Genomic DNA, 24,394 nt, shown 5'->3' on the forward strand with positions numbered 1-24,394 from the left:
GGTCGCGCGCCACGTTTCGGATTACGCCATTCCAGCAGCTCTGAAATATCGCGCGACACATTTATGGATGTGGCCTTCGAGAAGTTCGGCGGGATCTGTGGTAATCTCTCCAAACTCCAACCCCATGAAAGATTGTGAGACGATGGTTTCAGGTATTTCCATATGGGACAGGTTTGCCAGAAGCTTATCCAGCGCCGTCGAGACCTCTCGGTCCGCCCAATAATAACGAATGCGATCACTGTAGCTGTAGACGCGTAGCCGGGATATGTCGGCCTCAGATCCCGAATAATAATCCCTCCAGTATTCGGGTCTATCCGTCATCTGTCTTTCCAGGACCTCGCGTATCCGCGATGGCGCATCGACCTCCATCTGGTCTTCAATCTCTGCCAAGGCCCAAACCGCTTCGCGGAATCGGAACGTCAGTTCCGGGCCGACCTTCAGGAAGAAAAAGTGCTTTTCGACAAGCGCGGCAAGCGCATCCGCCGCTTGATAATCTGTTGAGTGTGCTTCGAACGTCAGGCCAGCCTCGTTCAGAATAGCGTCGCTGAGCGGCTGCGCTTTTTCAGGAACAAACGGATAGATTGAGGTGTGGCCGAAATCGACGCCGGGCTGGGTCACGACGGAAACGATCCGCGTCCAGGCATCGTCCAGACCACGGGCCTTGAACGCGGCGCGGTGCGTGTCGATGGTATCGCGAAACCGGTCGACGGAGGTTACGTCAAGCGCGTCGGGTTCTTCGGTTTCGCCGCCGGGGATCGGAACCTCGGTCCCGATGATGTAGATCAGGTCGGCGGGGTTCGGGGCATGTTTCTCTGCCACGGCGCACAGATCAGCGGCGCGTTCGGCGATCTGGACAAAGGTCGGGTTCGGCTCTGCCCCGCACGCCATACTTGCGTCGAGGTGAATTTTGCGAAACCCGGCCTGAACGTAGCTTTTGACCAATGCGCGGGCCTTTTCCATCGCCATCTCGACCGGTTCTTCCCGCCATGGGTTCGGGCCAAGATGATCGCCCCCGAGGATCAGTTGATCCATTGGCACGCCGGCGTCATCAGCAAGTCCGCGCAGCCAAGACATGAAATCCGCTGCCGTCATGCCGGTATAACCGCCGTCTTGATTGACCTGATTGCAGGTCGCTTCGATCACCGTGGGAAAGCCGGTTTGTTTGGCGTAGGACAGCACCGCCCGCAGGACGTGTTCGTTTGCCGTGCAAAAACACGGAAGCCCGACGGGTTCGCCAGCGCGGTTTCGATTGATCAGGTCTTGCACGACAGTCATGCGGCGCCTCCGCTGTTGTGTTCGAGGAAGGTGGCGATTTCGTCCGGGCCTGAGTTGCCCTCCATCGGTCCGCGCCGCGTCACGGCAATTGCGCCCGCCGCATTCGCCATCTCACCCGCCATACGAAGCGATGCGCCTTGCGACAGCAGCGACACAAACGTGCCGCCAAAGCAATCGCCGGCGCCGGTGGGATCGACTTCATCGACGCTATGGCCCGAAAAATCGTGCCGTTCACCATTCCCCACAACTGTCGCGCCCTGAGCACCGCGTTTGATCGCGATGACTTCGGCCTTGGCTGCCAAAAGCTGATCGATTGCGGCGTCTTCGGATAAGTCGGGGAACAGAAACTCCAGATCGCTTGTGCTGGGCAGAAGGCATGTGCTGCACTCCATCGTCTCAAACAAAGCGTCGCGCGCGGCATCGTCCCGCATCAATTCGGGGCGGGCGTTTGGATCGCAACTGATCTTGCCGCCCGCGCTTGCGACACGTCGCACTGTTGCCATGATCATCGCGCGCATCGCAGCATTGCCAAGGGACGCGGCGGAGACATGCAGGAATGTGTCGGCAGAGTCGGTAAGATCTTCGGGCACTGAAAAATGATCCGACGCCGTATTCGTGAGGTGAAAGATAAAATCGCGATTGCCATCCGCGTAATAGGAGACGAACGCGACACCCGTGGCGCGGTCTGGGTTGACGGTCACGCCGCGTGTTCCGACGCCATCGGCGCTTAGCCGGGTCAGGACCGATTGCCCGAAGGCATCGTCGCCTACCCCGCCGATCATTTGTGTCCTGGCCCCCATTCGTGCGGCCTGATCGACGAATATCGCCGGTGCGCCGCTGGGGTATGGCCCGGAGTAGTCGGATATCTGGGCAAGGCCGCAGCCGATCCGGTGCGACACGAACTCCACGAGTATTTCGCCAATCGACACGATGACGGGGGTGCTCATCCTTTTATCCTTCGCAGGGCTGTGCAAAAGAACTAAGAATTTTTTTGTCGCATGTCAAAATAATTTACTGTATTTTGGCGCAACACGACGGGAGAGGAAAAAATGGCGAAACCCAATTCGGCCCAGAATCACAAGCCGCGCATTGATACGATGGAGGAATTGGCCGTCGCCATCGGCGTTTCCCGCCCTACGCTCTCTCGTTATTTCCAAGATCCGGGGCGTGTCAGCAAGACCTCGCGAGAGCGGATCGCAGAAGGTTTGGAGCGTGTGGAGTATGTGCCAAACTTCTTTGCGACGCGGCTGAACCGAAAGTCGACGGGGATGATCGGCGTGATCATCCCCTATCTCAACGACCTCTTTTTCACCAAGCTGCTTGAGGCGATTGAACGCGCCGCGATGGAGGCCGGGTTCAGCGTCATCACCAAGTGTTCGCACTCCGATCCCATCATCGAAGCCCGCGCAGCCGAGACGTTTATGTCGATGAATGTCGATGGCGCATTGGTCGCCCCACTCGGCAACCATAGCGACATGAAAGTGCATGAAAGGTTGCGGTCCCGGCTGCCATTCGTGCTTGTCGACTCCCGACCCGAAACGATGCCTGAAGTCGACTTTGTAGGAACAAATCACAATCAAAGCACGGGGTTAGCGACGGAATACCTGTGCCGTGTCGGCGGACCCCCGGTGTTTCTTGCGATGCCGCGCGTGAATTTCAACGCGCTGGAACGCGAACACGCTTACATCGCAACAATGGAAGAACTGGGGCATGAGCCGCGGATCATCGGTACCAACGCGATTGAGGATACATGGCTGTTCGAATCCCATGGTCAGGCCGTTCTTGATCGGGAGTTTGCGGCCGGTCGTTTGCTCGACACGTCGATACTTTGCGCGAATGATCGCGTGGCCATTGGTGCGTTGCGCTCGGCCGCGTCACACGGGCTTGAGCCGGGCAGCAAGCGAAGCGGCGGACTGCGAATCATGGGGCATGATGATTACCCCCTCTGCCCGTTCACTGTGCCGAGCCTGACGACCGTTGCCCAGAACGTCGACAGCATCGGGCACGAGGCCGTGTCGCGGCTGGTCGGATCGATACACGCGCAAAATAATCAAGATGAACAGTTCGTTAAGCTGTTTGACGGTGAACTAAAGATGCGCGAGTCGGCCTAAATCTTACACCTTCTTGCAAACCGATATGCGCTTCCCGCAATGCGGGATTGACGAAAGGGCAACTCAGCGGTTAGAATTGAACGCGTGTAAAAAACTGGGAGGACATTATGTCATTAAAGAAAGCTCTGTTGACCAGCGCGGTCAGCTTTGGCCTTACTGCAGGCATCGCAGCCGCAGACAGCCATGCAACGACAATCACCATCGCCACAGTGAACAACGGTGACATGATCACCATGCAAGGCTTGATGGACGATTTTAACGAGAAGCACCCCGACATCACGGTTGAGTGGGTGACGCTCGAAGAAAACGTTCTGCGCCAGAACGTGACGACCGACATCTCTACAGGTGGCGGCGCGTATGACATCCTGACGATCGGCACATATGAAGTGCCAATCTGGGGCAACAACGGTTGGCTCGTGTCGCTGAACGATCTGCCTGCGGATTACGAAGTCGACGACCTGATCCCCGCGATCCGTGGCGGTCTGTCCGTTGATGGGGAACTTTATGCAGCGCCCTTCTACGGCGAATCCTCTTTCACCATGTATCGCAAAGACCTGATGGAAGCCGCCGGCCTGGAAATGCCGGAAGCCCCCACGTGGGAATTCATCCGCGAAGCGGCAGCCGCAATGACAGATCGCGACAACGAGATCAACGGCATCTGTGCACGCGGCAAAGCGGGCTGGGGTGAGAACATGGCGCTTCTGACGGCTATGTCCAACTCCTTCGGTGCGCGCTGGTTCGATGAAGACTGGAACGCGCAGTTCGACACCGAAGCATGGGCCAACACCATCGATTTCTACCTCGGCATGATGGAAGAATCCGGCCCCGCCGGTGCAGCCAACAACGGTTTCAACGAAAACCTGACGCTGTTCCAACAAGGCAAGTGTGGCATCTGGATCGATGCGACGTCTGCGGGTCAGTTCGTTGTGAACGACGACTCTACCGTTGCCGATCAAGTTGGCTTTGCGTTGGCGCCCGACACAGGCCTTGGCAAACGCGGCAACTGGCTGTGGGCTTGGTCTTTGGCGATCCCGACTTCGTCGCAAAAGCAGGACGCCGCCAAGACGTTCATCAACTGGGCAACCGGCCCTGCATATTCCGCGCTTGTCGCCGAAAGCAAAGGCTGGGTCGCCGTTCCTCCGGGCACACGCACGTCGCTTTATGAGAACGAGAACTACCTGAGTGCGGCCCCATTCGCTGCGATGACCGTTGAGTCTATGGGCACTGCCGACCCGACCGATCCGACAGTTGATCCGGTCCCTTACACAGGTGTCCAGTTCGTCGCTATCCCTGAGTTTGCGGGTATCGCAACGCAGGTTGGTCAACAGATCTCGTCAGCACTTGCTGGTCAGCAATCCGGTGCGGACGCTCTGGCTGCCAGCCAAGAGATCACCGTCGAAGAAATGGAAGCCGCAGGCTACTAAGCCCGCCGCCTTCACGGGGGCGGAGCTTCGGTTCCGCCCCAACCCACACTGCCACCTAAAGCTGACTCACGGCATTTTCGAAGGCTTCATTAGCCTCCGTAAGCGCCGTCTGTTTCGCCACAAGCAACACAAGGAGCTTCGTCATGGCCACCCAGCATTCCCGATCCGCTGCCAGATTCATGATCGCGCCCGCTGTCTTTGTCCTGCTGGTCTGGATGCTGATCCCGCTCTGCATGACGCTTTACTTTTCGTTCGCGGACTATCGACCCTTGCGCGGCACGTTCGATGCGTGGATCGGGTTTGACAACTACGTGTCGTTCTTCACGTCGTCGTCATTTCTGAAGGCCGTTGGCACGACGCTGTGGATGGTCGGCGGTATCCTGTCGATCACGATCATCGGCGGCGTGCTTATGGCGCTTTTGCTGGACCGGCCCATTTTTGGGCAAGGGGTCGTGCGCATTCTGGTTATCGCACCCTTCTTCGTGATGCCGACGGTATCTGCGTTGGTCTGGAAGAACATGTTTTTTAATGTGGACAACGGACTGTTCTCGTATCTCTACAAGTTCCTCGGGTTGCAGCCGTTTGACTTTCTCAGCCAAGCGCCGCTGTTTTCGATTGTCGTGATTGTGGCGTGGCAATGGCTGCCCTTTGCGACGCTGATCCTGCTGACCGCCGTTCAATCGCTTGATAGCGAGCAGTTGGAAGCCGCCGAAATGGATGGCGCACCGGCCCTGTCGCGGTTCCGCTTCATTATCCTACCGCATCTAAGCCGCGCGATTACCGTTGTGATCTTGATCCAGACGATCTTCCTTCTGTCGATCTTCGCTGAGATTTTCGTGACCACAAACGGCGCGTTCGGCACCCGGACGCTGACCTACCTTGTCTACCAACGCGTGCTGGAAAGCCAAAACGTCGGGCTGGGGTCAGCTGGCGGGATCATCGCCGTCATCCTCGCCAATATCATCGCGATCTTCCTGATGCGGATCGTCGGCAAGAATCTCGATAGCTAGGGGGTATTGAAAATGGCCCGTGCCATCACAACAAAACAGAAAGTCATGTGGAGCGTTCTTGCCTGGGCGTTCGGCTTGCTGATGTTCTTTCCGATCATGTGGACGTTCCTCACCTCGTTCAAATCCGAGGCGACAGCGATTTCCGACCCGCCTGTCTGGTTCTTCTTTGACTGGACGCTAGAGAATTACTCGGCCGTGCAAGAGCGTTCGAATTACCCCAAGGCGCTGATGAACTCGATCATCATCGCGGTCGGGTCAACACTGCTTGGCATTCTGATCGCCGTTCCCGCCGCGTGGTCGATGGCCTTCGTGCCGGGCAAGCGCACCAAGGACGTGCTGCTGTGGATGCTCTCGACGAAAATGCTGCCCGCGGTTGGTGTGCTTTACCCTCTGGTGCTGCTCGCCAAATGGCTTGGCGTCATGGACAGCCGGCTGCTGCTGATTGTCGTGCTGATGCTGATCAACCTGCCGATCATCGTCTGGATGCTTTACACCTACTTCAAGGAAATCCCCGGCGAAATTCTTGAGGCGGCCCGCATGGATGGGGCGAGTCTGAAGTCGGAAATCCTATACGTCCTGACGCCGATGGCGGTGCCGGGAATTGCATCGACGATCCTGCTGAACATCATTCTGGCATGGAACGAGGCGTTCTGGACGATCCTCCTGACCACGGTGAATGCAGCACCGCTTACCGCCTTCATTGCCAGTTTCTCGGCACCAGAGGGGTTGTTCTACGCCAAACTCTCGGCCGCCTCAATGATGGCAATCGCACCGATCCTTATCATGGGTTGGTTCTCACAGAAACAGCTCGTTCGGGGCCTCACATTCGGAGCCGTAAAATAATGGGACAGATTACACTCAACCAAGTCACCAAAAGTTTTGGCGATGTGCAGGTCATCCCGCCGCTGGATCTGGAGATCAACGAAGGCGAATTTGTTGTCTTCGTCGGCCCGTCGGGATGTGGCAAATCCACCTTGCTGCGCCTGATTGCAGGGCTGGAGGATACGACCTCTGGCGATATCAGCATCGACAATAAGGACGCGACGACGCTACCGCCCGCCAAGCGCGGATTGGCGATGGTGTTCCAGTCCTACGCGCTGTACCCGCATATGTCGGTGCGCAAGAACATCGCGTTCCCGATGCGTATGGCCGGGATCGACGAGGCAACCCAGAAAACCAAGATTGAAGCGGCGGCAAAGGCGCTTAACCTGACAGACTATCTGGATCGTCGGCCAGGGCAGCTTTCCGGTGGTCAGCGTCAGCGCGTTGCAATTGGCCGTGCGATTGTGCGCGAACCTGCCGCGTTCCTGTTTGACGAACCCCTCTCAAACCTCGACGCCGCCCTTCGCGTTGGTATGCGGCTTGAGATTATGGACCTACACGCCAAGCTTGATACGACCATGATCTACGTGACCCACGATCAGGTGGAAGCCATGACGATGGCCGACAAGATCGTCGTGTTGCAGGCTGGGGTGATCGAACAGGTCGGCTCTCCGCTTGAGCTTTATCACAAGCCGCGGAACAAGTTCGTCGCTGGCTTTATCGGCTCGCCCAAGATGAACCTGATCGAAGGCGCCGAGGCGCAAAAGCACGGCGCGGTGACCATCGGCATCCGGCCCGAACACATGAGCGTGTCAAAGACTGAAGGCATGTGGAAAGGCACCGTGGGTGTGGCGGAACACTTGGGGTCTGACACTTTCATTCACGTCCATGAAACGGGCTTGATGGACCTGATGACCGTACGGATTACCGGCGATATCGAAGCGCGGCACGGGGATACGATCTATCTGACCCCGGACCTAGATCAATTGCATCGCTTTGACGCGCAAGGCTTGCGGCAAGAGGCATGAAAAGACTCGCTGGCAAATCTGCCCTGATCACCGGAGCGGCGCGCGGCATCGGCCTTGCCTTCGGCGAAGCCTATATCAGTGAGGGCGCGACGGTCGCCATCGCTGACATCAACTATGAGGCGGCGAAGGCGGCGGCGGAGACGTTGGGCGACGCGGCCTATCCCGTTCGGATGGATGTCAGCGATCAAGCCAGCATCGACGCGGCAATTGCGAGTGTGGTTGAAACCGCGGGCAAGCTCGACATCCTGATCAACAACGCCGCGCTTTTCGATGCGGCTGGGACGGTGGATATCACCCGTGCGAGCTATGAAAAGCTTTACGCCGTCAACGTGGCCGGCACCCTGTTCACGATGCAAGCCGCTGCCAAACAGATGATCGCCCAGGGTCACGGCGGCAAGATCATTAACATGGCGTCGCAGGCGGGGCGGCGGGGCGAAAGCCTTGTGCTGGTCTATTGCTCGACCAAGGCGGCGGTTATCTCGATGACCCAGTCCGCGGGGCTGAACCTGATCAAGCACGGCATCAACGTGAATGCGATCGCTCCGGGCGTGGTGGATGGTGAGCACTGGGAACACGTGGATGCGATGTTCGCCAAACTGGAAGGCAAGCAGCCCGGCCAGAAAAAAGCCGAAGTTGAGGCGGGCGTTCCAGCCGGACGGTTCGCCGTTCCCGCCGATTTAACCGGCATGGCGATCTTTTTGGCGTCGTCAGAGTCAGATTACATCCTGTCCCAGACGTATAACGTCGATGGCGGCCAGTGGATGAGCTGATGAAGCTTGGCCTTGAAACCCTCGCCGACCTGCCGGATGGTGTGCGTGTGCCGACTTATGACCGGGCGGAACTGTCGGCGGGCATCGTCCACATCGGTCTTGGCAATTTCCATCGTGCTCATCAGGCGTGGTATCTGCACCGGCTGATGGATCAAGGCTTTGCGAAGGATTGGGCCATTCTCGGCGCGGGCGTGCGCCCCGCAGATGCCGCACAGCGCGAAAGGATGCTGGCGCAAGATTGCCTGACGACGCTGATCGAACTCGACCCTTCCGGCAAATCGGCAGAGATCACGGGTAGCATGATCGGTTTCATCCCGGTTGCTGAGGATAACGCCCCCCTGATCGCGCATATGGCTGACCCTGCAATCCGTATTGTTGCCCTGACCGTGACCGAAGGCGGCTATTACGTCGCCGCCGACGGGGGGTTCGACAGCCAGCACTCGGACATGCAGCACGATGCGGCAAACCCCGACACGCCCAGATCAGCCTTTGGCGCGATGATCGCTGCGTTGAAACAGCGCCGCGCCACTGAAGCTGGCCCCTTCACCTGCCAAAGCTGTGACAACCTGCAAGGCAACGGGGATATTTTGCGTCAGACCATTCTGGGGCTGGCCGCGCTGTCGGACCTTGATCTTGCAGCATGGATCGATGACACCGTCACTTTTCCGAACGCGATGGTCGACTGCATCGTGCCCGCGACTGGCCCGTCCGAACTGTCGCTTGTCCGCAGTTTCGGCATCAAGGACGCGGCCCCCGTCACCCACGAGAATTTTCGCCAATGGGTGATGGAAGACAAGTTTTGCGCGGGCCGCCCCGACTGGGACAAGGTCGGCGCCACGTTCACCGACGATGTGCATAGTTTTGAGGCGATGAAGCTGCGGCTGCTGAATGCGGGCCATCAGATCATCGCGACGCCGGGCGAATTGCTGTCGGTCGAAACGATTGCCGACACGATGGCCCACCCCTTGATCCACGACCTGTTCCGCAAGATCGAAACATCCGAAATCGTCCCGCATGTCGCCGCTGTTCCGGGGATGGAACCGTTGGCCTATGTCGATCTGATCACCACCCGCTTTGCCAATCCCGAAATCCGCGACACGACGCGCCGGGTGGCCTTTGACGGATCGTCGCGCCATGTCGGTTTCCTTCACCCGATCATCCGTGACGCGCTTGAAGCGGACGCGCCGATCGATGGACTGGCCTTGGTTGAAGCGCTCTGGGCCCGCATGTGCGCAGGCACCCGCGAAGACGGGAACGAGATCGCGGCGAACGATCCGTTCTGGGACGTTCTGACCGTGAAAGCCAACGCCGCAAGAAACAACCCAACGGCTTGGATCGCGCAGGACAGGTTCTATGGCGACCTCGGCCAGAACGTTCGGTTTATCGAAAGCTTCGCACGCTGGCTGCGTCTGGTCTGGAACGATGGAACAGAGGCAGCTATTCGCACCTATCTAGAAAGCTGAGCACCATGAAGGCCATCGTTTTCCAAGACCAAAATACGCCGACCCTGAAAGACCGCCCCGACCCACGCCCCGGCGCCGGAGAGGTCTTGATCGAAGTTCATGCCAGCGGCATTTGCCACACCGACATCGAAGTTCTGCGCGGCAATTACGGCACCTCGGCCTTTCCCCTCATCCCCGGCCATGAATACGCCGGGCGAATTCTTGAGATCGGGCCAGAGGTCGCCGACCTCAAGGCAGGCGACCGCGTGGTTGTAGACCCCAATCTTGAATGCGGAACGTGCCCGGCCTGCAAACGGGGCTGGACGCATCTGTGCGAAACCTTGGGCGCCTATGGCGTGACATGTGACGGCGGATTTGCGGAATACAGCGTCGTGAAAGCGTCGCGTGTCCATCTGATCGGTGACATGCCGTATGACATTGCGGCCCTTGCTGAGCCCTTGGGCTGTGTGATGAACGGTCTGGATGCCGCACAAGCCACCCGCGCCAAAACAGCACTGGTCTTTGGCGCTGGTCCCATCGGCCTGTTGATGGCGATCGGGATGCAAGTTTCCGGCGTCAAAAAGGTTTCGTTGGTCGATATCGATGCCGCGCGTCTGGACCTCGCCGAGAGTTTCGGCTTTCCCGGCATAGCGGCACAAAGCGCGGAATTAGAGGCAATGCACCACGGCATCGATCTGGTTGCCGATGCGACGGGCGTTCCCGCTGTCGCGGCCAGTCTGACGGACTATGTCACCAATGGCGGCGTCGGGATGTTTTTTGGCATCTGCCCGTCAGAGGCCCGGATCGAAATTTCGCCGTTTGAACTTTTCCGCCGCCAGATCACGCTTGCCGGATCACATTCGCTGAACCACAACATCCCGCAGGCTTTGAAGGGTCTGCGTGCCTACGGAAAGGACATTGCACGGATCGTGTCGCATCGCGTTGCACTGGAAGAAATTGCCGCAGTGTTCGATGGCAGCCTTCCCAAGAGCAGCCTGAAAATTCAGTTCACGCGGCCTTGATTTTTTGGACGTTGCGGGACGGTATGCAAAACGACCGACGACACGAATCTGGCGCATCTGAATAGCCGCACGACCTTAAATTGCCGAAATCCCCTCACCGCCTACTGACTTTACTCAATCGAAAAAACCACGCGCCCTCAGTCGTTTACCCAATCTTTACCGAGGCAGTCGGCAGACCTAATCTCGCACCAATTTGCATACGAATGCAAAAATCCTTTGAGTATCACCAATTGCCCCGTATGGTTGGAAAATTCTGAAAGCGACTCGCGGACTGGGAGGTAATGCGATGCAAAGACGGACATTCCTTACAACGGTATCAGCCATAGCGATGGTTGCGGGTGTGCCACAACTGGCCGCCGCACAAGAGATTGCGCACGGATTGACGCCGGGCCGCCCCTATGAGGGCACGACGATCAACGTATTGTCGGTTGTGACGCCACAATTTGATGGCCTGCGCCTGCGGGATCAGGAATTCACAGACCTGACGGGGATTGAGGTGGAGTGGACCTTCATTCCGTTCGGCTCTCTCCAAGAACGCGTGAATGCCGAGGGGATCGCCGCGAATGGCACCTTTGACGTTGTGAATTACCTCGATAGCTGGGGACCACCCAACGCGCATTGGCTGCGCCGCATTGACGACCTGATGGAGCGTGACGGTATTTCGATGGACCGGTATCCGCCGGCCTTTGCCCGCTCTGCCCAGTTTGAGGGTGAAACGCTCGGCTTCCCGCTGCGGGCCCATGCCCAGTTGATGTTCTACCGCAAAGACTTGATCGAAACGCCGCCCGAGACATGGGCCGACGTCATCGCCATCGGTGAACAACTGGCCGAAACCAACCCCGACATCGCGCCGCTTGCGCTTTACTACAACAATGATGGCAACCGGCAGAACCTGTTCATCTGGATCAACTTCCTTTGGGCTGCGGGTGCGGACGTCTTCAACGATGACTTCACCGCCGCCTGGACCAGCGATGAGGCCATTGCCGCGACCGAGGCGTATATCGGGCTGCATACGGAACATGGCGTGACCAACCCGAATTCGCTCGCGTTTGTCGAACAGGATGCGCGCCAGTCGTTCATGCAAGGCAACTCTGCGATGATCCCCGTTTGGTGGTGGGCCTATTCGGGCTTTATCGATCCCGAAAACTCTACCCTGACCGCCGATCAGGTGGGCTTTGTCGGTATGCCGGCCTACGAGGGCACCACGGCGACCTACGCGATTTCGATGCCGTTCTCGATTTCGACTTATTCGCAAAATCAGGAAGCGGCTTGGGAATTCCTCAAGTGGTTGTCAAACCCTGACATGGATCGTGCAAACGCGATTGAGCGTGAAGTCGGTGGCGAAAGCATCGTGAACAACGTGGTCACGCACATCACTTCGCTGACGGACGAAGAGGTAAACGCCGCCAATGCGGGGATTCAGGCGGCTGCGTATGACAGCCTGCGGAATTCCGACATCATGCCGCAGATCCCGGAATGGCCCGAGGTGGGTGACATCCTGTCCGCCGCAATCGCCGAGGCCGCCGCGGGCGGTGATGTGCGTGAGCTGATGATGGCCGCAGCCGAGCAATCCGACCGTGTGCTACGCCGCGCTGGCCGGATCGAGTAACCTCTCAGGACAGGGGCGGGGCCGATTGTGCCTCGCCCCGCTTTTGACCCATGCGTGATAACACTCTCAAATACCTGCTGGTTTTCCCGGCGGTCATGGTGGTCTTTGCCACTGCCGTCTGGCCCTTGGCGGAAAGCTTGCGCCTGTCCTTCACCGAAGGCCGGATGAACAAACCCGACTTTCCGCAGGGCTATCTGGGGTTTGAGAATTATACCTGGGCGTTTCTTTATGAACCGCCGTTTTGGAATTCCGTCTGGGTGACGGGGCTTTATACGGTGGTGACGGTCACGCTGACGACGCTGTTCGCGCTGGGCCTTGCTATGCTGCTTGCCCCCGGCGGCAAGTTGCGATCCGGTGTGCAGACCTTGTTGATCCTGCCCTTTGCGATGAGCCCGGCGCTGATCGGGGTGTCGTTTCGATTCATGTTCAACCCGGAATTCGGGCTGTTTGACGCCTTCTTTGGCGTGGTCTTTCCGCCCTTGGCCGATGTGTCCTGGCTGGCAGACCCCGACCTTGCGTTTGCGGTTGTCGTGATGGCCGACGTCTGGGGCTGGATACCATTCCTGACGCTGGTGTTGATCGGTGGCTTGGCCAGCGTGCCGCAAGATACGATGGAGGCCGCACAGGTCGATGGCGCGTCCGGTTGGCGCGTGTTCAAAGACGTGACCCTGCCGCAACTGATGCCGGTGCTGGCGGTCGTGATCATCCTGAAGGCAATCTTCAGTCTGAAAACGTTTGATCAGGTGTTCATGCTGACGAATGGCGGGCCGGGCACGGCGACGCAGACGCTTAGCCATTACATCTACACGAACGGCCTGCGCTACGGGCAGATCGGATATTCTGCCGCAGTGGCGTGGCTGATGGTGATCCCGATGATTATCCTGACCTATTTCTATGCCAAATTCGTGTTCCGGAAGGAGTGATCCCATGACCGGAAAACAGAAACAGCGCTTCTGGCGCGTGGTCCAGACCAGCCTGATCCTGATCGCGACCTTCGTCATGCTGATCCCGATTGTCTGGATTTTTCTGGCGTCGCTCAAAACCCATGTCGAGGTTTACCAACTGCGCCTGTTCTTTACCCCAACGTTGGAGAATTTTGGCGAGGTGTTCCGCGAACCCTATGACCTCGGCTCCAAGCTTTTCAACTCCACCATAGTTGCTGCAGTCACCGTCATTTTCGCAATTCCGATTGCGACGATGGCCGCCTATTCCTTTAGTCGCTTCCGTCTGAAATTTGAAACGACGATCCTTGTGATCATCCTCGCGACGCAATTCGTGCCTGCGGTGGTGATTATCCTGCCGTTCTTCGTGATGTTCCGCGACCTCGGGCTGCTTGATACACGTATCGGCCTGATCCTCGTGAACCTCGCCATTGTGATGCCTTTTGCGATCTGGATGATCAAAGGCTTCATCGATGGCATCCCGATGGACACGGAAGAGGCCGCGATGGTCGACGGCTCGTCCAGAATGCAGGTGATCTGGAACATTGTCCTGCCGATGGCGGCACCCGGCCTTCTGACCGCTGGCATCTTCTGCTTTATCCTCGCGTGGAATGAGTTTTTGTTCGCCCTGATCCTAACCAACCGGGACGCGGTGACGCTGCCGATTGGCCTTGCGCTTTTCCGTGGTGAAGAGGGCGACCTTTGGAACCTGCTGAGCGCCGCGGGGATCATCATCATGGCGCCGATGTTCGTTCTGGCGCTCGCCATCCGTAAATACTTCGTTCAAGGCATGACCATGGGGGCCGTCCGCTAATGGCTGAAATCAGGCTCAAGAATCTCACCAAACGGTGGGGCGATTTTATAGGCGTCGACGATCAATCGCTCGACATTCACGATCAGGAATTTCTCGTGCTGCTGGGGCCGTCCGGCTGCGGCAAGACAACGACGATGCGGATGATCGCGGGGCTAGAAGACCCCACTGATGGTGAGATCTGGATAGATGGCCGAAAGGTCAACGACGATCTGCCAAAAGACCGTGACGTGGCGATGGTGTTCCAGAACTACGGCCTTTATCCGCATATGACGATTTTTGACAATATCGCCTATCCGCTGAAGGTGCGCGGCACGCCCAAAGCCGACATCAAGCCGCGGGTCGAAAAGGCGGCGGAACAGGTGGAACTGACAGAGTTTCTGCACCGTAAGCCCAAGGCGCTTTCCGGTGGGCAACGGCAGCGGGTGGCCCTGGCGCGGGCGATCGTGCGAACGCCGAAAGTGTTCCTGATGGATGAACCGCTCAGCAACCTCGACGCAAAGCTGCGCGTCACGATGCGGGCAGAGCTGAAGCACCTCAGTCGCGCGTTGCAGATCACTACGGTCTACGTCACCCACGACCAGATTGAGGCGATGACACTGGCCGACCGCGTTGCCGTAATGCGCAACGGTGTGATCCAGCAACTTGGCACGCCTGACGATATCTACAACAACCCCGCCAACATGTTCGTCGCGGGCTTCATCGGCAGCCCGGCGATGAACCTGATCAATGGATCGGTTCAGTCTGGAATGTTCGTGACCACTGGCGGCACGCGGTTGGTTGGCGTCGGCGGGCAAGATCGCGACAAGGCGATCCTTGGCGTGCGGGCCGATGACATGAGCGTGCATGACCCCGGCCAAGGCGATATCGACGTGACGATCTATGCGTTCGAAAATACCGGTGAAAGCACGCTTTTGACCGTGCAATGGGGCAAACAGCGTGTGATCGCGCGGGGCGGCCGCCATCTTCGTAAAGAGCAAGACGATGTGGTCGGCATCAAGCTCGACACCGATCACCTTTACCTCTTCGACCCTGAAACCGGGGATCGGATCGAACACCGAAGCCTTTGACTGCGTTACCCAACGGGGCTGCGTGATCAGCCGCCAGATCAGGTAAAACAAGCCGACACCGCTCCAGGAATCACGACAAGCGATGGGCGCGTTCCGGCGACCTGTGGGCGAGTCCGTTTATTTTGTTAACAGACTATAATTTTTATCATACGATCAAAAAATTGATGGTCCAACAGATGGAAGTTCAAATGACTCAGAATCAAAAAAGACCGAACACTCATTTCAACCCGACCCGGCGGCGTCTATTGATGACGGCTGGCCTGACGACGGCGGCGGGGCTGGCGCTGCGCCCGGTTCAGCTGCTTGCGCAAGACCCGTTGAAGGTGGCCGGGATTTACACCGTTCCCGTCGAACAGCAGTGGGTCAGCCGGATTCACAAGGCGGCGACGTCGGCGCAGGACGCGGGCGAGATTACCTATACGTTCACCGAAAACGTATCGAACACCGACTATCCGCGTGTCATGCGCGAATACGCGGAACAGGGGATGCAACTTATCATCGGCGAGGTGTTCGGCGTCGAACAGGAAGCCCGAGAGATCGCGGCAGAGTATCCCGATGTCGCGTTCCTGATGGGCTCCAGTTTCTTGCATGACGACGGGTTGTCGAACTTTGCGGTGTTTGACAACTACATTCAGGATGCGTCTTACCTGTCCGGCATCATCGCGGGTGCGATGACCGAATCCGGCAATATCGGCATGGTCGGCGGCTTTCCGATCCCAGAGGTGAACCGCCTGATGCACGCCTTCATGGCAGGCGCGCGGGAAATGAATGCGGACATCACATTCCAGGTCAGCTTTATCGGGTCGTGGTTCGACCCGCCGAAGGCCAAGGAAACCGCGTTTGCGATGATCGAAAACGGCGCAGATGTGCTTTACGCCGAACGCTTCGGCGTATCGGACGCGGCGCAGGAAAAAGGCGTGCTGGCGATTGGCAACGTGATCGACACGCAGGCGGATTACCCGGAAACGGTTGTTGCATCTGCGATCTGGCATTTTGAACCGACGCTGAACGCCGCGATTGAGGCGGTGAAGGCCGGCAGTTTCAAGGCCGACAATTACGGCGTTTATTCCTTCATGAAGGAAGGCGGCGCATCGCTTGCCCCGCTCGGCACATTCGACGGCAAGGTGCCGCAAGAGGCGCTCGACCTCGTGGCGGAGCGTGAGGCGGCGATCAAAGACGGAAGCTATACGGTCGAGATCAACGACGAAGAGCCGAAGTCAGAATAATGCCGGACAAAGACGGGGCGCGGGACATTGTCCTGCGCCTTCAGAATATCACCAAGCGGTTCGGCAGCCTGACCGCCAATGATGCGATCAGCTTTGACCTGAAAAAGGGCGAGGCGGTCGCGTTGCTGGGCGAAAACGGGGCGGGCAAGACGACGCTGATGAACATCCTGTTCGGCCATTACACGGCGGACGATGGCAGCGTCGAGGTGTTCGGAGAGCGCCTGCCCCCGGGCAATCCGCGCGCAGCACTTGGCGCGGGCGTGGGCATGGTCCATCAGCATTTCACACTGGCCGACAACATGACCGTTCTGGAAAACATCGCGCTGGGCACGCAATCGCTGTGGAAGCCGCGCTTTGATCGGGCCGGGGCGCGGGCGAAGGTCGCGGCCCTCGCGGCGGATTTCGGTTTAGCGGTTCATCCCGATGCGAAGGTCGGCGCCCTTAGCGTAGGCGAACGGCAGCGGGTCGAGATTCTGAAAGCGCTTTACCGTGATGCGCGTATCCTGATTCTGGATGAACCGACGGCGGTGCTGACACCGCAGGAAACGGATGCGCTGTTCGATACGCTGCGCAAGGCAATCGGGTTGGGGCTGTCGATCATTTTCATCTCGCACAAATTACATGAGGTGATGGCGATTTCGAACCGCGTTCTGGTGCTGCGTCACGGCAAACTGGTGGGCGAGGTCGAAACCGAAAATACCGATCGCCACCGGCTCGCGCAGATGATGGTCGGGTCAGAGATCGTCGCGCCCAAAGTGGCGGAGAATGTACCCGGTGCGCCCCTGTTGCGGCTTGATCGGGTGTCGACCCCCGCAATCGGCAACGCGCCCGGGTTGCAGGACGTGACGCTGGAGCTTCGCGCCGGGCAGATCACCGGGCTGGCGGGTGTCTCCGGCAACGGCCAAAGCGCGCTGGCCGATCTGGTCGGCGGTTTGATCAAACCGGAACGCGGCACGCTGACACTCGGCGACCGGGAACCACAGGGCTGGTCGCCCCGTGCAGCCGTCACATCCGGTGTCGCGCGGATACCAGAGGATCGGCATGCCACCGGGACGATTGCCAATTTCAGCCTGACGGAGAACGCGATACTCGAAGGCTATAAGGATCGCGGGTTCAGCAGTAACGGCTGGATGAACTGGCGCGCTGCGGGCAAGTTCGCGGAACAGATTATTGCGAAATACGACGTCCGCTGCCCCGGACCTGATACGCCGATCCGGCTGCTGTCGGGGGGCAATATGCAAAAGCTGATCCTTGGTCGCGTTCTGGAACCCAGCCCGCGGATCATCCTCGCAAACCAGCCGGTGCGCGGACTTGACATTGGTGCTGTCACTTACGTTCAGAACCGCCTTCTAGCGGCGCGGGCGGATGGGGCTGCCGTGCTTCTGATTAGCGAAGACCTTGATGAAATCATGACCCTTTCCGATGTGATCCACGTGATGTCTGAGGGTCGCCTTTCGCCCGGCTTTGCCCGCGGCACCAAGACCCCGCCAGAGCTTGGCATCTGGATGGCGGGCGACGGGTTCGAAGGAACGACCGATGCGGCTTGAACCGATCCCCAATCCGACGATCACGCGGCGTCTTGGCCTGCCCGGCTTGGCGATGGGCATGACTGTTGTCATTGCCTCCAGCTTGGCGTTGCTGGCCGGGGCGGACCCGTTCTCGGTCCTCGGCCTGATTATCGAAGGGGCGGTCGGATCGAAATTCGCGCTGCTTGAGACTTTGAACCGGGCGACGCCGCTGATCTTTACCGGTCTCGCCGTCGCGGTCGCCTTCCGCGCAAAGCTGTGGAACATCGGTGCTGAGGCGCAGCTTTACGCCGGGGCGCTTGTCACCGTCTTGCTGGGCACCGGGTTCTTGCCATGGCCGACCTACGCGCTGCTTCCGGTCATTATCATTGCGTCGATGCTTGCCGGGGCGGCGCTGTTGCTTGGTCCCGCGTGGCTGAAGACCCGACTGGGGGTGGATGAGGTCGTGACGACGCTCCTCCTCAACTTCATCATGCTGCTGATTATTTCGATGCTGCTTGAAGGTCCGCTGAAAGATCCGATGGGCATGGGTTGGCCGAAATCGCCCCGCCTGATCGAAGAGGCGCGGCTGCCGCGTATCATCGAAGGTTTGCGCATCCACTGGGGCTTTGGTCTTGCGCTGATCGCGGCGGGGGTCGTTTGGGTAATCGACGCGCGATCAACCCTCGGGTTTGAAATGCGCGCGGTCGGGCAGAACCAGCGGGCGGCACAGTTTGCAGGCATCCCCGTCAACCTCGTGATCCTGAAAACCGCGCTGCTGTCTGGTGGGCTGGCGGCGCTTGCCGGGTTTTCCGAAGTCGCGGGGCTGAAGGGGAACCTGACGCTCGATCTGTCGCCGGGCTTTGGCTACACCGGGATCATCGTCGCCATGCTCGCCCTGCTGCATCCAGCGGGTGTCGTCGCGTCAGCCATCTTCGTCGCCGCCGTCTTTGTCGGCGCGGATTCGATGAGCCGCGCGGCAGGCGTGCCGACTTACATCGCGGATATCCTGCTTGCCACCGCATTGCTGTTGATGGTGCTGGCGATCATGCTGACCCGCTTTCGGATCGTGAGGGATTGATGGAGATTCTCGACATCCTGCTTTCGGCAAGCTTTTGGGCCGCCGCCGTGCGCATCGCTTCCCCCCTCATCTTTGCCACGATGGGAGAGTTGATTTGCGAACGCGCCGGTGTGCTGAACCTTGGTATCGAAGGGATCATGGTGATGGGCGCCTTCGCAGGCTGGATGACGGTTTATTCCGGCGGCGGGCTGTGGATGGGTGTGACGGTTGCGCTGCTCGCCGGGATGGGGTTCGGGTTAATCCATTCGATCCTATCCGTGCCCTTCGGCCTGTCGCAGCATGTTGTCGGGCTGGGGATCACGCTGCTGGCCACGTCCGTCACCTATTTCAGCTATCGACTGGCCTTGCCCGAAGTCACCTCTCCGCCCCGGATTGAGGCATTTCAGCCGTTTGAAATACCGTTCCTTAGCGATATTCCGATCCTCGGCCCGGCATTGTTCGCACAGACGCCGATGACCTACCTCGCCTTTGCGGTGGCGGCGATTGTCGCCGTCGTCCTCTACCGCACACCGCTTGGCCTTGCCGTGCGGGCGGCGGGGGAAAACCCGGCCTCGGTCGCGGCGCAGGGGTTGTCGGTGACGGGCATTCGCATGGGCGCGGTGATGGTCGGCAGTGGTCTGATGGCCGTCGGCGGGGCATTCCTGACGATGTCGGCGTTCAATTCATTCTTCTTTGAGATGGTGAACGGTCGCGGCTGGATCTGCATTGCGCTGGTCGTCTTCGGGGCGTGGCGGCCGGGCAAGGCGTTGCTGGGTGCGCTTCTGTTCGCGGCCTTCGATGCGCTGCAAATCCGGCTGCAGCAGACACCGCTGGGTGCCAATGTGCCCTACCAGATTTTCCTGATCATGCCTTACCTTCTGTCGATCCTCGCGCTGATCTTCATGTCGCGCCGCGCCGAAGTTCCGGCCGCCCTGATGGTGCCGTTCAACAAAGGAGAACGCTGAGATGTTTGATATCGTCGTCAAGGGCGGCACGCTGCCCGAAGGCACCCGCGCCGATATCGGGATAGAGGGCGACCGGATCAAGGCGGTCGACGTGCTGCCCGATGATGTGGACGCCGGCGAGGTTATCGACGCGACCGGCGATCTGGTCAGCCCGCCCTTTGTTGACCCGCATTTCCACCTTGATGCGACGCTTAGCTACGGACTGCCTCGGATCAACGCCTCGGGCACGTTGCTTGAAGGAATCGCGCTGTGGGGCGAGTTGAAGCAGGTCACGAACGTTGAGGCGATCCGCGACCGCGCGCTCGATTACTGCGATTGGGCGGTCAGCATGGGGTTGCTGACGATCCGCAGCCATGTCGATACCTGTGACGACACGCTAAAGGGCGTAGAGGCGCTGCTGGAGGTGCGGGAGGCCGTGAAAGGCTACCTCGACCTGCAACTGGTCGCCTTCCCGCAGGACGGGCTGTATCGCGACCCGACGGCCTACGACAATACGATCCGCGCGCTCGACATGGGGGTCGATGTCGTGGGTGGCATCCCGCATTTCGAACGCACGATGGAGGATGGCGCGCGGTCGGTGCGCACCTTGTGCGAAATCGCGGCGGAGCGTGGCCTGATGGTCGATATGCATTGCGACGAAACCGATGACCCGCACTCGCGCCACATCGAAACGCTGGCGGCGGAGGCGCAGCGGCTTGGCCTTCAGGGGCGTGTTGCAGGCTCTCACCTGACGTCGATGCATTCGATGGACAACTACTATGTCTCGAAACTTCTGCCGCTGATGGCTGAGGCGGGCGTTGCCGCGATTCCGAACCCTCTCATCAACATCATGTTGCAGGGGCGTCATGACACCTTTCCCAAACGCCGCGGCCTGACCCGCGTGAAAGAGATGCAGGCGCTGGGCATCACCGTTGGCTGGGGGCAGGATTGCGTGCGCGACCCGTGGTATTCGCTGGGAACGGCAGACATGCTCGACGTGGCGTTCATGGGGCTGCACGTCGCGCAGATGAGCAGCCCGGAAGAGATGAAACGCTGTTTCGACATGGTGACGGAGGAGAATGCCCGTATCCTCAACCTCGATGATTACGGGTTGCGGGTCGGTCAGCGTGCGTCGCTCGTCGTGCTTGACGCGGGTGATGCGATTGAAGCCGTGCGCCTACGCCCGGATCGCCTGACGGTGATTTCAAACGGAAAGGTCGTGTCGCAGAAGGCACGGAACGATGCGAAGCTGCGCCTTAATGGCCGCCCAGAAAGTGTGCGTCGCAGGCACAACGTCAACTGATGGATGAACGAAAAAGCGGCGGCCAGTGGCCACCGCCGTGATCTTGGAATCAGTGATCAGGCGCTAGGCCCAAATCGGCAAAAGAAGTCAATAAAAAAAGGCAGCAAGCGGGGAGGGGTCACAGGTTGATGTTGTTGATGCTGCAAAATTGAAAGGTGATTAAACCACCAACCAGTCTTTGCAAGCCCTCCCCGTCGCTCTAAAAATAAACTTTGTTATGTTACTTTTTGTCTTGTGGACTGGGTGATTGAATAGGCAAGATTTAGCCTAAATGCCGTTTGTGGTCAATAAACACCCACCTGTCTTTTTAGACATGTCCCCAATACAATCAACGCCCAAAACACACTTAACATATTGATATAAAACAATTTCATGTTTTGAGGCAAATACACTTTCGTTCCCCGAAACCAGTGCGGGTTCCCGCCGATAGTGAAACAACCCATACGGGAGACTGGTGGGCAATAATGCGACAATTGGGTCGTTTGTGTGCATATGACCGGCCAAAGTTGAACAAATCGAACCAATCAGGTGGCGATTTCGCATGGCGAAAAATTTTTCGAAATTAACCAGCAATTTCTCGCCGTAGCGGCGATTTGGGGCGCATTCACACGCAGAATTACCGCCGGAATCAGGGGGGATTCGCGGGTTATTTTGGCCTCGTCACCGACCCCGGCGCCGTTTTTCCGCCAAGCCCCAAATAAATCCGCGCGCCCGGCCGCAAAACCCGTGGGTCTGTCCGAAGAAGTCGGATAAGACATGAACGTTGATAAAGTTCTCAGGGGCCTGAGCAAGAATATGTGCAGACGATTGATGTGGGTAACGCGATGCATTAGCGCTTTGGCAGGTGGTCATCGAGTGCGGGGAGCGCATCGCACATGATAAGCGTCATCATCCCCGCGAATAATGAGGCTGATCTGATCGGCACCTGCCTTCGTTCAATCCTCGCATCAGAGATGGTGGCAGGCGGCCCGCAGCCCGAGATTCTCGTGATTGCGAACGGGTGCACCGACAATACCGCAGAGGTGGCCGAAAGCTTCGCGGATCAAGCGGCAGCGGCCGGCTGGGTGCTGAAGGTGCGTGACATCAAGCAAGGCAGCAAGCTGAACGCGCTGAATGTCGGAGACGGCACGGCCTCTTGCGATATTCGTGCCTATGTCGACGCGGATGTCGTTGTCGGGCCGAAGCTGATGCAGGGGCTGGTCGATGTCCTGTCGCGCCCTGATGCCGCCTATGCCAGCGGCAAGGTCAACATCACTGCGACGAATAGCTGGGCCAGCCGCGCCTATCGACGCATCTATGCCCAGGTACCGTTCATGACCGATGGTGTGCCGGGCTGCGGGGTGTTCGCCGTCAACGCAGCCGGACGGGCGCGGTGGGGGGTGTTCCCCGATATTATCTCTGACGATACCTACGTCCGGCTCCAGTTCACGCCGGAGGAACGGCACACGGCCCCCGCGATCTATGACTGGCCGATCGTCGAAGGGTTCAGCAATCTGGTGCGCGTCCGGCGACGTCAGGATATTGGTGTGGCCGAGGTGGCGGAGAAATATCCAGAGCTGCTTAGGAACGACGACAAGCCGCGGTTCGGCTTGAAACGTGCGCTGGGCCTCGCGCTGCGCGATCCGGTTGGGTTCGGCGTCTACACGGCGGTCGCGCTGGCCGTTCGGCTGAAACGCCCGACATCATCGGAAGGGTGGAGCAGGGGGCGCTAACGAAAAAAGCAGACCCGTGCGGGGTCCGCTTTCTATTCGTGACGCTCGTCTGTCAGCGCTGCCGGTACGCCGGAGACTGCCGGCGTGGACTACCTCAGGGCAGATAGACGAGCGACCTCAGTGACCCGTTGCTTTCACGACCACACCAACGGTGCGGCAGAGAATGCGCAGATCGGTCGTCAGCGACAGTTCCCGCAGGTAGCGGCTGTCGATCGGCGCGCGATCCGCAAACGAGCTTTCATTCCGTTCCGAAACCTGCCACGGGCCAGTAATGCCGGGGCGCATTTCAAAATAGGCTTTGCCAGGATAAAGCGGCTTTTGTTCGCACATCATCGGGCGCGGCCCGACAAGGGACATATCCCCAAGCAGCACGTTCAGAAGCTGCGGAAGCTCATCAAGCGAGGTTTTCCGAATGATACGGCCAACACGGGTGATGCGCGGGTCGTCTTTCAGCTTTTGCGTTTCATCCCATTCGCGGCGCGCTGCCGGGTTCGATGCGAGGTAGCTTTCCAGCATCTCATCCGCATTCGCCTTCATGCTACGCAGCTTCCACATTTTGAAGTTGCGGCCATGGCGGCCCACACGCATCTGCGTGTAGAACGGCGATTTGCCGTCGGTTGCAACCAACGCGGCAAGGATGCCAACAACGATGATGGTCGGGAGCGCAAAGATCGAAACGATCGCGACGTCCAACATCCGCTTGTAGCGCGCACGGTAAAACCCAGTCCGGCGACGCGTTCTGAATGCAAAATCTTGAGCAGAGCTAGCCTCGGCAACCGCTGCCGAGCCGTAATTCTTTTTGGTCAAACTCAGGTCGTAAGCCATGTAACGACGGACCTTCCTAAAATAATTTTGGAAGACCGAAGAACGGCGTATGTACGGGCACCCCGCAAAAAAATAGCGGGCGAATTTTGGCAGCAGGTCCAGCGCAACACTGGGGAAAATTAAGCTACGTTATGATCCGGTGAAGTCTCAGAAAAAAGAGAGACTAGACATCATGCAAATTACTACACCAACAAAAATGTTTCTTCGGCAACCACTTCTTCTAAACAATCCCCGGTTCAAAATACGGGGGAGGACACTATGATTATTATTAACACACTTTAATGCTCGACGGCTGGAATTATGCTTTCGTTAACTATTTAGTCAAGCGCGCATCGCCCTCGAAACATTATTTGATGGGGTGAAGTAGGGAATACCCGACTAATTGTGGCATTGTCGGGGCTTGCGAAACAATCGCCTGCCCGAAGACGCGGCGATTGGTTAACAATGTTACAGTCGCCGTGAACGGATTTGCGGTCAGCAGGCC

Annotated in this window: 21 protein-coding genes; 18 read left to right on the forward strand and 3 right to left on the reverse strand. The window is 58.6% G+C overall.

Annotated features, from left to right (window positions below; genetic code table 11):
• Positions 1-21 precede the first annotated feature (21 nt).
• Both ACEWPJ_RS00575 and ACEWPJ_RS00580 read right to left on the reverse strand, forming a co-directional pair.
• Positions 22-1,275: a class II D-tagatose-bisphosphate aldolase non-catalytic subunit gene (locus ACEWPJ_RS00575; RefSeq protein ID WP_416510211.1), complete on the reverse strand. Its 1,254-nt coding sequence runs from the start codon at positions 1,273-1,275 to the stop codon at positions 22-24.
• On the reverse strand, positions 1,272-2,222 hold the full coding sequence (locus tag ACEWPJ_RS00580; protein WP_416510212.1) for a carbohydrate kinase family protein: 951 nt from the start codon (positions 2,220-2,222) through the stop codon (positions 1,272-1,274). Before ACEWPJ_RS00580 ends, ACEWPJ_RS00575 begins: the two co-directional genes overlap by 4 nt.
• Positions 2,223-2,324: 102 nt before the next feature.
• Here ACEWPJ_RS00580 and ACEWPJ_RS00585 point away from each other — a divergent pair, with 102 nt between their 5' ends.
• The 18 genes from ACEWPJ_RS00585 to ACEWPJ_RS00670 all read left to right on the forward strand — a co-directional run bounded on the left by ACEWPJ_RS00585 (position 2,325) and on the right by ACEWPJ_RS00670 (position 23,085).
• On the forward strand, positions 2,325-3,386 hold the full coding sequence (locus ACEWPJ_RS00585) for a LacI family DNA-binding transcriptional regulator (protein WP_416510213.1): 1,062 nt from the start codon (positions 2,325-2,327) through the stop codon (positions 3,384-3,386).
• A 107-nt stretch (positions 3,387-3,493) separates the two neighbouring features.
• Positions 3,494-4,810, forward strand: coding sequence for an ABC transporter substrate-binding protein (locus tag ACEWPJ_RS00590; protein WP_416510214.1), 1,317 nt, complete (start codon positions 3,494-3,496; stop codon positions 4,808-4,810).
• Between the two features lie 143 nt (positions 4,811-4,953).
• Entirely contained in the window at positions 4,954-5,820 is an 867-nt protein-coding gene (locus ACEWPJ_RS00595) for a carbohydrate ABC transporter permease (RefSeq protein ID WP_416510215.1), read from the forward strand.
• A 12-nt stretch (positions 5,821-5,832) separates the two neighbouring features.
• Positions 5,833-6,663, forward strand: coding sequence for a carbohydrate ABC transporter permease (locus tag ACEWPJ_RS00600; protein WP_416510216.1), 831 nt, complete (start codon positions 5,833-5,835; stop codon positions 6,661-6,663).
• The gene (locus ACEWPJ_RS00605; protein ID WP_416510217.1) at positions 6,663-7,670 is read left to right on the forward strand and encodes an ABC transporter ATP-binding protein; all 1,008 of its coding nucleotides are present in this window, start codon (positions 6,663-6,665) and stop codon (positions 7,668-7,670) included. The genes ACEWPJ_RS00600 and ACEWPJ_RS00605 overlap by 1 nt, the downstream gene beginning before the upstream one ends.
• Positions 7,667-8,440, forward strand: a complete 774-nt coding sequence (locus ACEWPJ_RS00610) for an L-iditol 2-dehydrogenase (protein WP_416510218.1) — start codon at positions 7,667-7,669, stop codon at positions 8,438-8,440. The genes ACEWPJ_RS00605 and ACEWPJ_RS00610 overlap by 4 nt, the downstream gene beginning before the upstream one ends.
• Positions 8,440-9,903 carry a mannitol dehydrogenase family protein gene (locus tag ACEWPJ_RS00615; protein ID WP_416510219.1) on the forward strand — a complete coding sequence of 488 codons (1,464 nt, stop codon included), beginning with the start codon at positions 8,440-8,442 and terminating at the stop codon, positions 9,901-9,903. Before ACEWPJ_RS00610 ends, ACEWPJ_RS00615 begins: the two co-directional genes overlap by 1 nt.
• Positions 9,904-9,908: 5 nt before the next feature.
• Entirely contained in the window at positions 9,909-10,904 is a 996-nt protein-coding gene (locus tag ACEWPJ_RS00620; protein WP_416510220.1) for an alcohol dehydrogenase catalytic domain-containing protein, read from the forward strand.
• Between the two features lie 286 nt (positions 10,905-11,190).
• On the forward strand, positions 11,191-12,513 hold the full coding sequence (locus ACEWPJ_RS00625) for an ABC transporter substrate-binding protein (protein ID WP_416510221.1): 1,323 nt from the start codon (positions 11,191-11,193) through the stop codon (positions 12,511-12,513).
• 50 nt (positions 12,514-12,563) lie between these two features.
• The gene (locus tag ACEWPJ_RS00630; protein ID WP_416510222.1) at positions 12,564-13,436 is read left to right on the forward strand and encodes a carbohydrate ABC transporter permease; all 873 of its coding nucleotides are present in this window, start codon (positions 12,564-12,566) and stop codon (positions 13,434-13,436) included.
• Positions 13,437-13,440: 4 nt separating this feature from the next.
• On the forward strand, positions 13,441-14,268 hold the full coding sequence (locus ACEWPJ_RS00635) for a carbohydrate ABC transporter permease (protein WP_416510223.1): 828 nt from the start codon (positions 13,441-13,443) through the stop codon (positions 14,266-14,268).
• Positions 14,268-15,335: an ABC transporter ATP-binding protein gene (locus ACEWPJ_RS00640; protein WP_416510224.1), complete on the forward strand. Its 1,068-nt coding sequence runs from the start codon at positions 14,268-14,270 to the stop codon at positions 15,333-15,335. Before ACEWPJ_RS00635 ends, ACEWPJ_RS00640 begins: the two co-directional genes overlap by 1 nt.
• 188 nt (positions 15,336-15,523) lie before the next feature.
• Positions 15,524-16,561, forward strand: a complete 1,038-nt coding sequence (locus ACEWPJ_RS00645) for a BMP family protein (protein WP_416510225.1) — start codon at positions 15,524-15,526, stop codon at positions 16,559-16,561.
• Positions 16,561-18,108, forward strand: coding sequence for an ABC transporter ATP-binding protein (locus ACEWPJ_RS00650; RefSeq protein ID WP_416510226.1), 1,548 nt, complete (start codon positions 16,561-16,563; stop codon positions 18,106-18,108). The genes ACEWPJ_RS00645 and ACEWPJ_RS00650 overlap by 1 nt, the downstream gene beginning before the upstream one ends.
• Positions 18,098-19,147 carry an ABC transporter permease gene (locus tag ACEWPJ_RS00655; protein WP_416510227.1) on the forward strand — a complete coding sequence of 350 codons (1,050 nt, stop codon included), beginning with the start codon at positions 18,098-18,100 and terminating at the stop codon, positions 19,145-19,147. The genes ACEWPJ_RS00650 and ACEWPJ_RS00655 overlap by 11 nt, the downstream gene beginning before the upstream one ends.
• The gene (locus ACEWPJ_RS00660; protein ID WP_416510228.1) at positions 19,147-20,091 is read left to right on the forward strand and encodes an ABC transporter permease; all 945 of its coding nucleotides are present in this window, start codon (positions 19,147-19,149) and stop codon (positions 20,089-20,091) included. Before ACEWPJ_RS00655 ends, ACEWPJ_RS00660 begins: the two co-directional genes overlap by 1 nt.
• Before the next feature lies 1 nt (position 20,092).
• Positions 20,093-21,373: an amidohydrolase family protein gene (locus ACEWPJ_RS00665; protein WP_416510229.1), complete on the forward strand. Its 1,281-nt coding sequence runs from the start codon at positions 20,093-20,095 to the stop codon at positions 21,371-21,373.
• A gap of 875 nt (positions 21,374-22,248) precedes the next feature.
• Entirely contained in the window at positions 22,249-23,085 is an 837-nt protein-coding gene (locus ACEWPJ_RS00670; protein WP_416510230.1) for a glycosyltransferase family 2 protein, read from the forward strand.
• 117 nt (positions 23,086-23,202) lie between these two features.
• Here ACEWPJ_RS00670 and ACEWPJ_RS00675 read toward each other — a convergent pair whose 3' ends face one another.
• Positions 23,203-23,910 (reverse strand): sugar transferase, encoded by a 708-nt coding sequence (locus ACEWPJ_RS00675; RefSeq protein WP_416510231.1) that lies wholly within the window; start codon positions 23,908-23,910, stop codon positions 23,203-23,205.
• Positions 23,911-24,394: the final 484 nt, after the last annotated feature.

The sequence above is a fragment of the Aliiroseovarius sp. YM-037 genome (assembly GCF_048060095.1).
Classification (GTDB): domain Bacteria; phylum Pseudomonadota; class Alphaproteobacteria; order Rhodobacterales; family Rhodobacteraceae; genus JBLUOA01.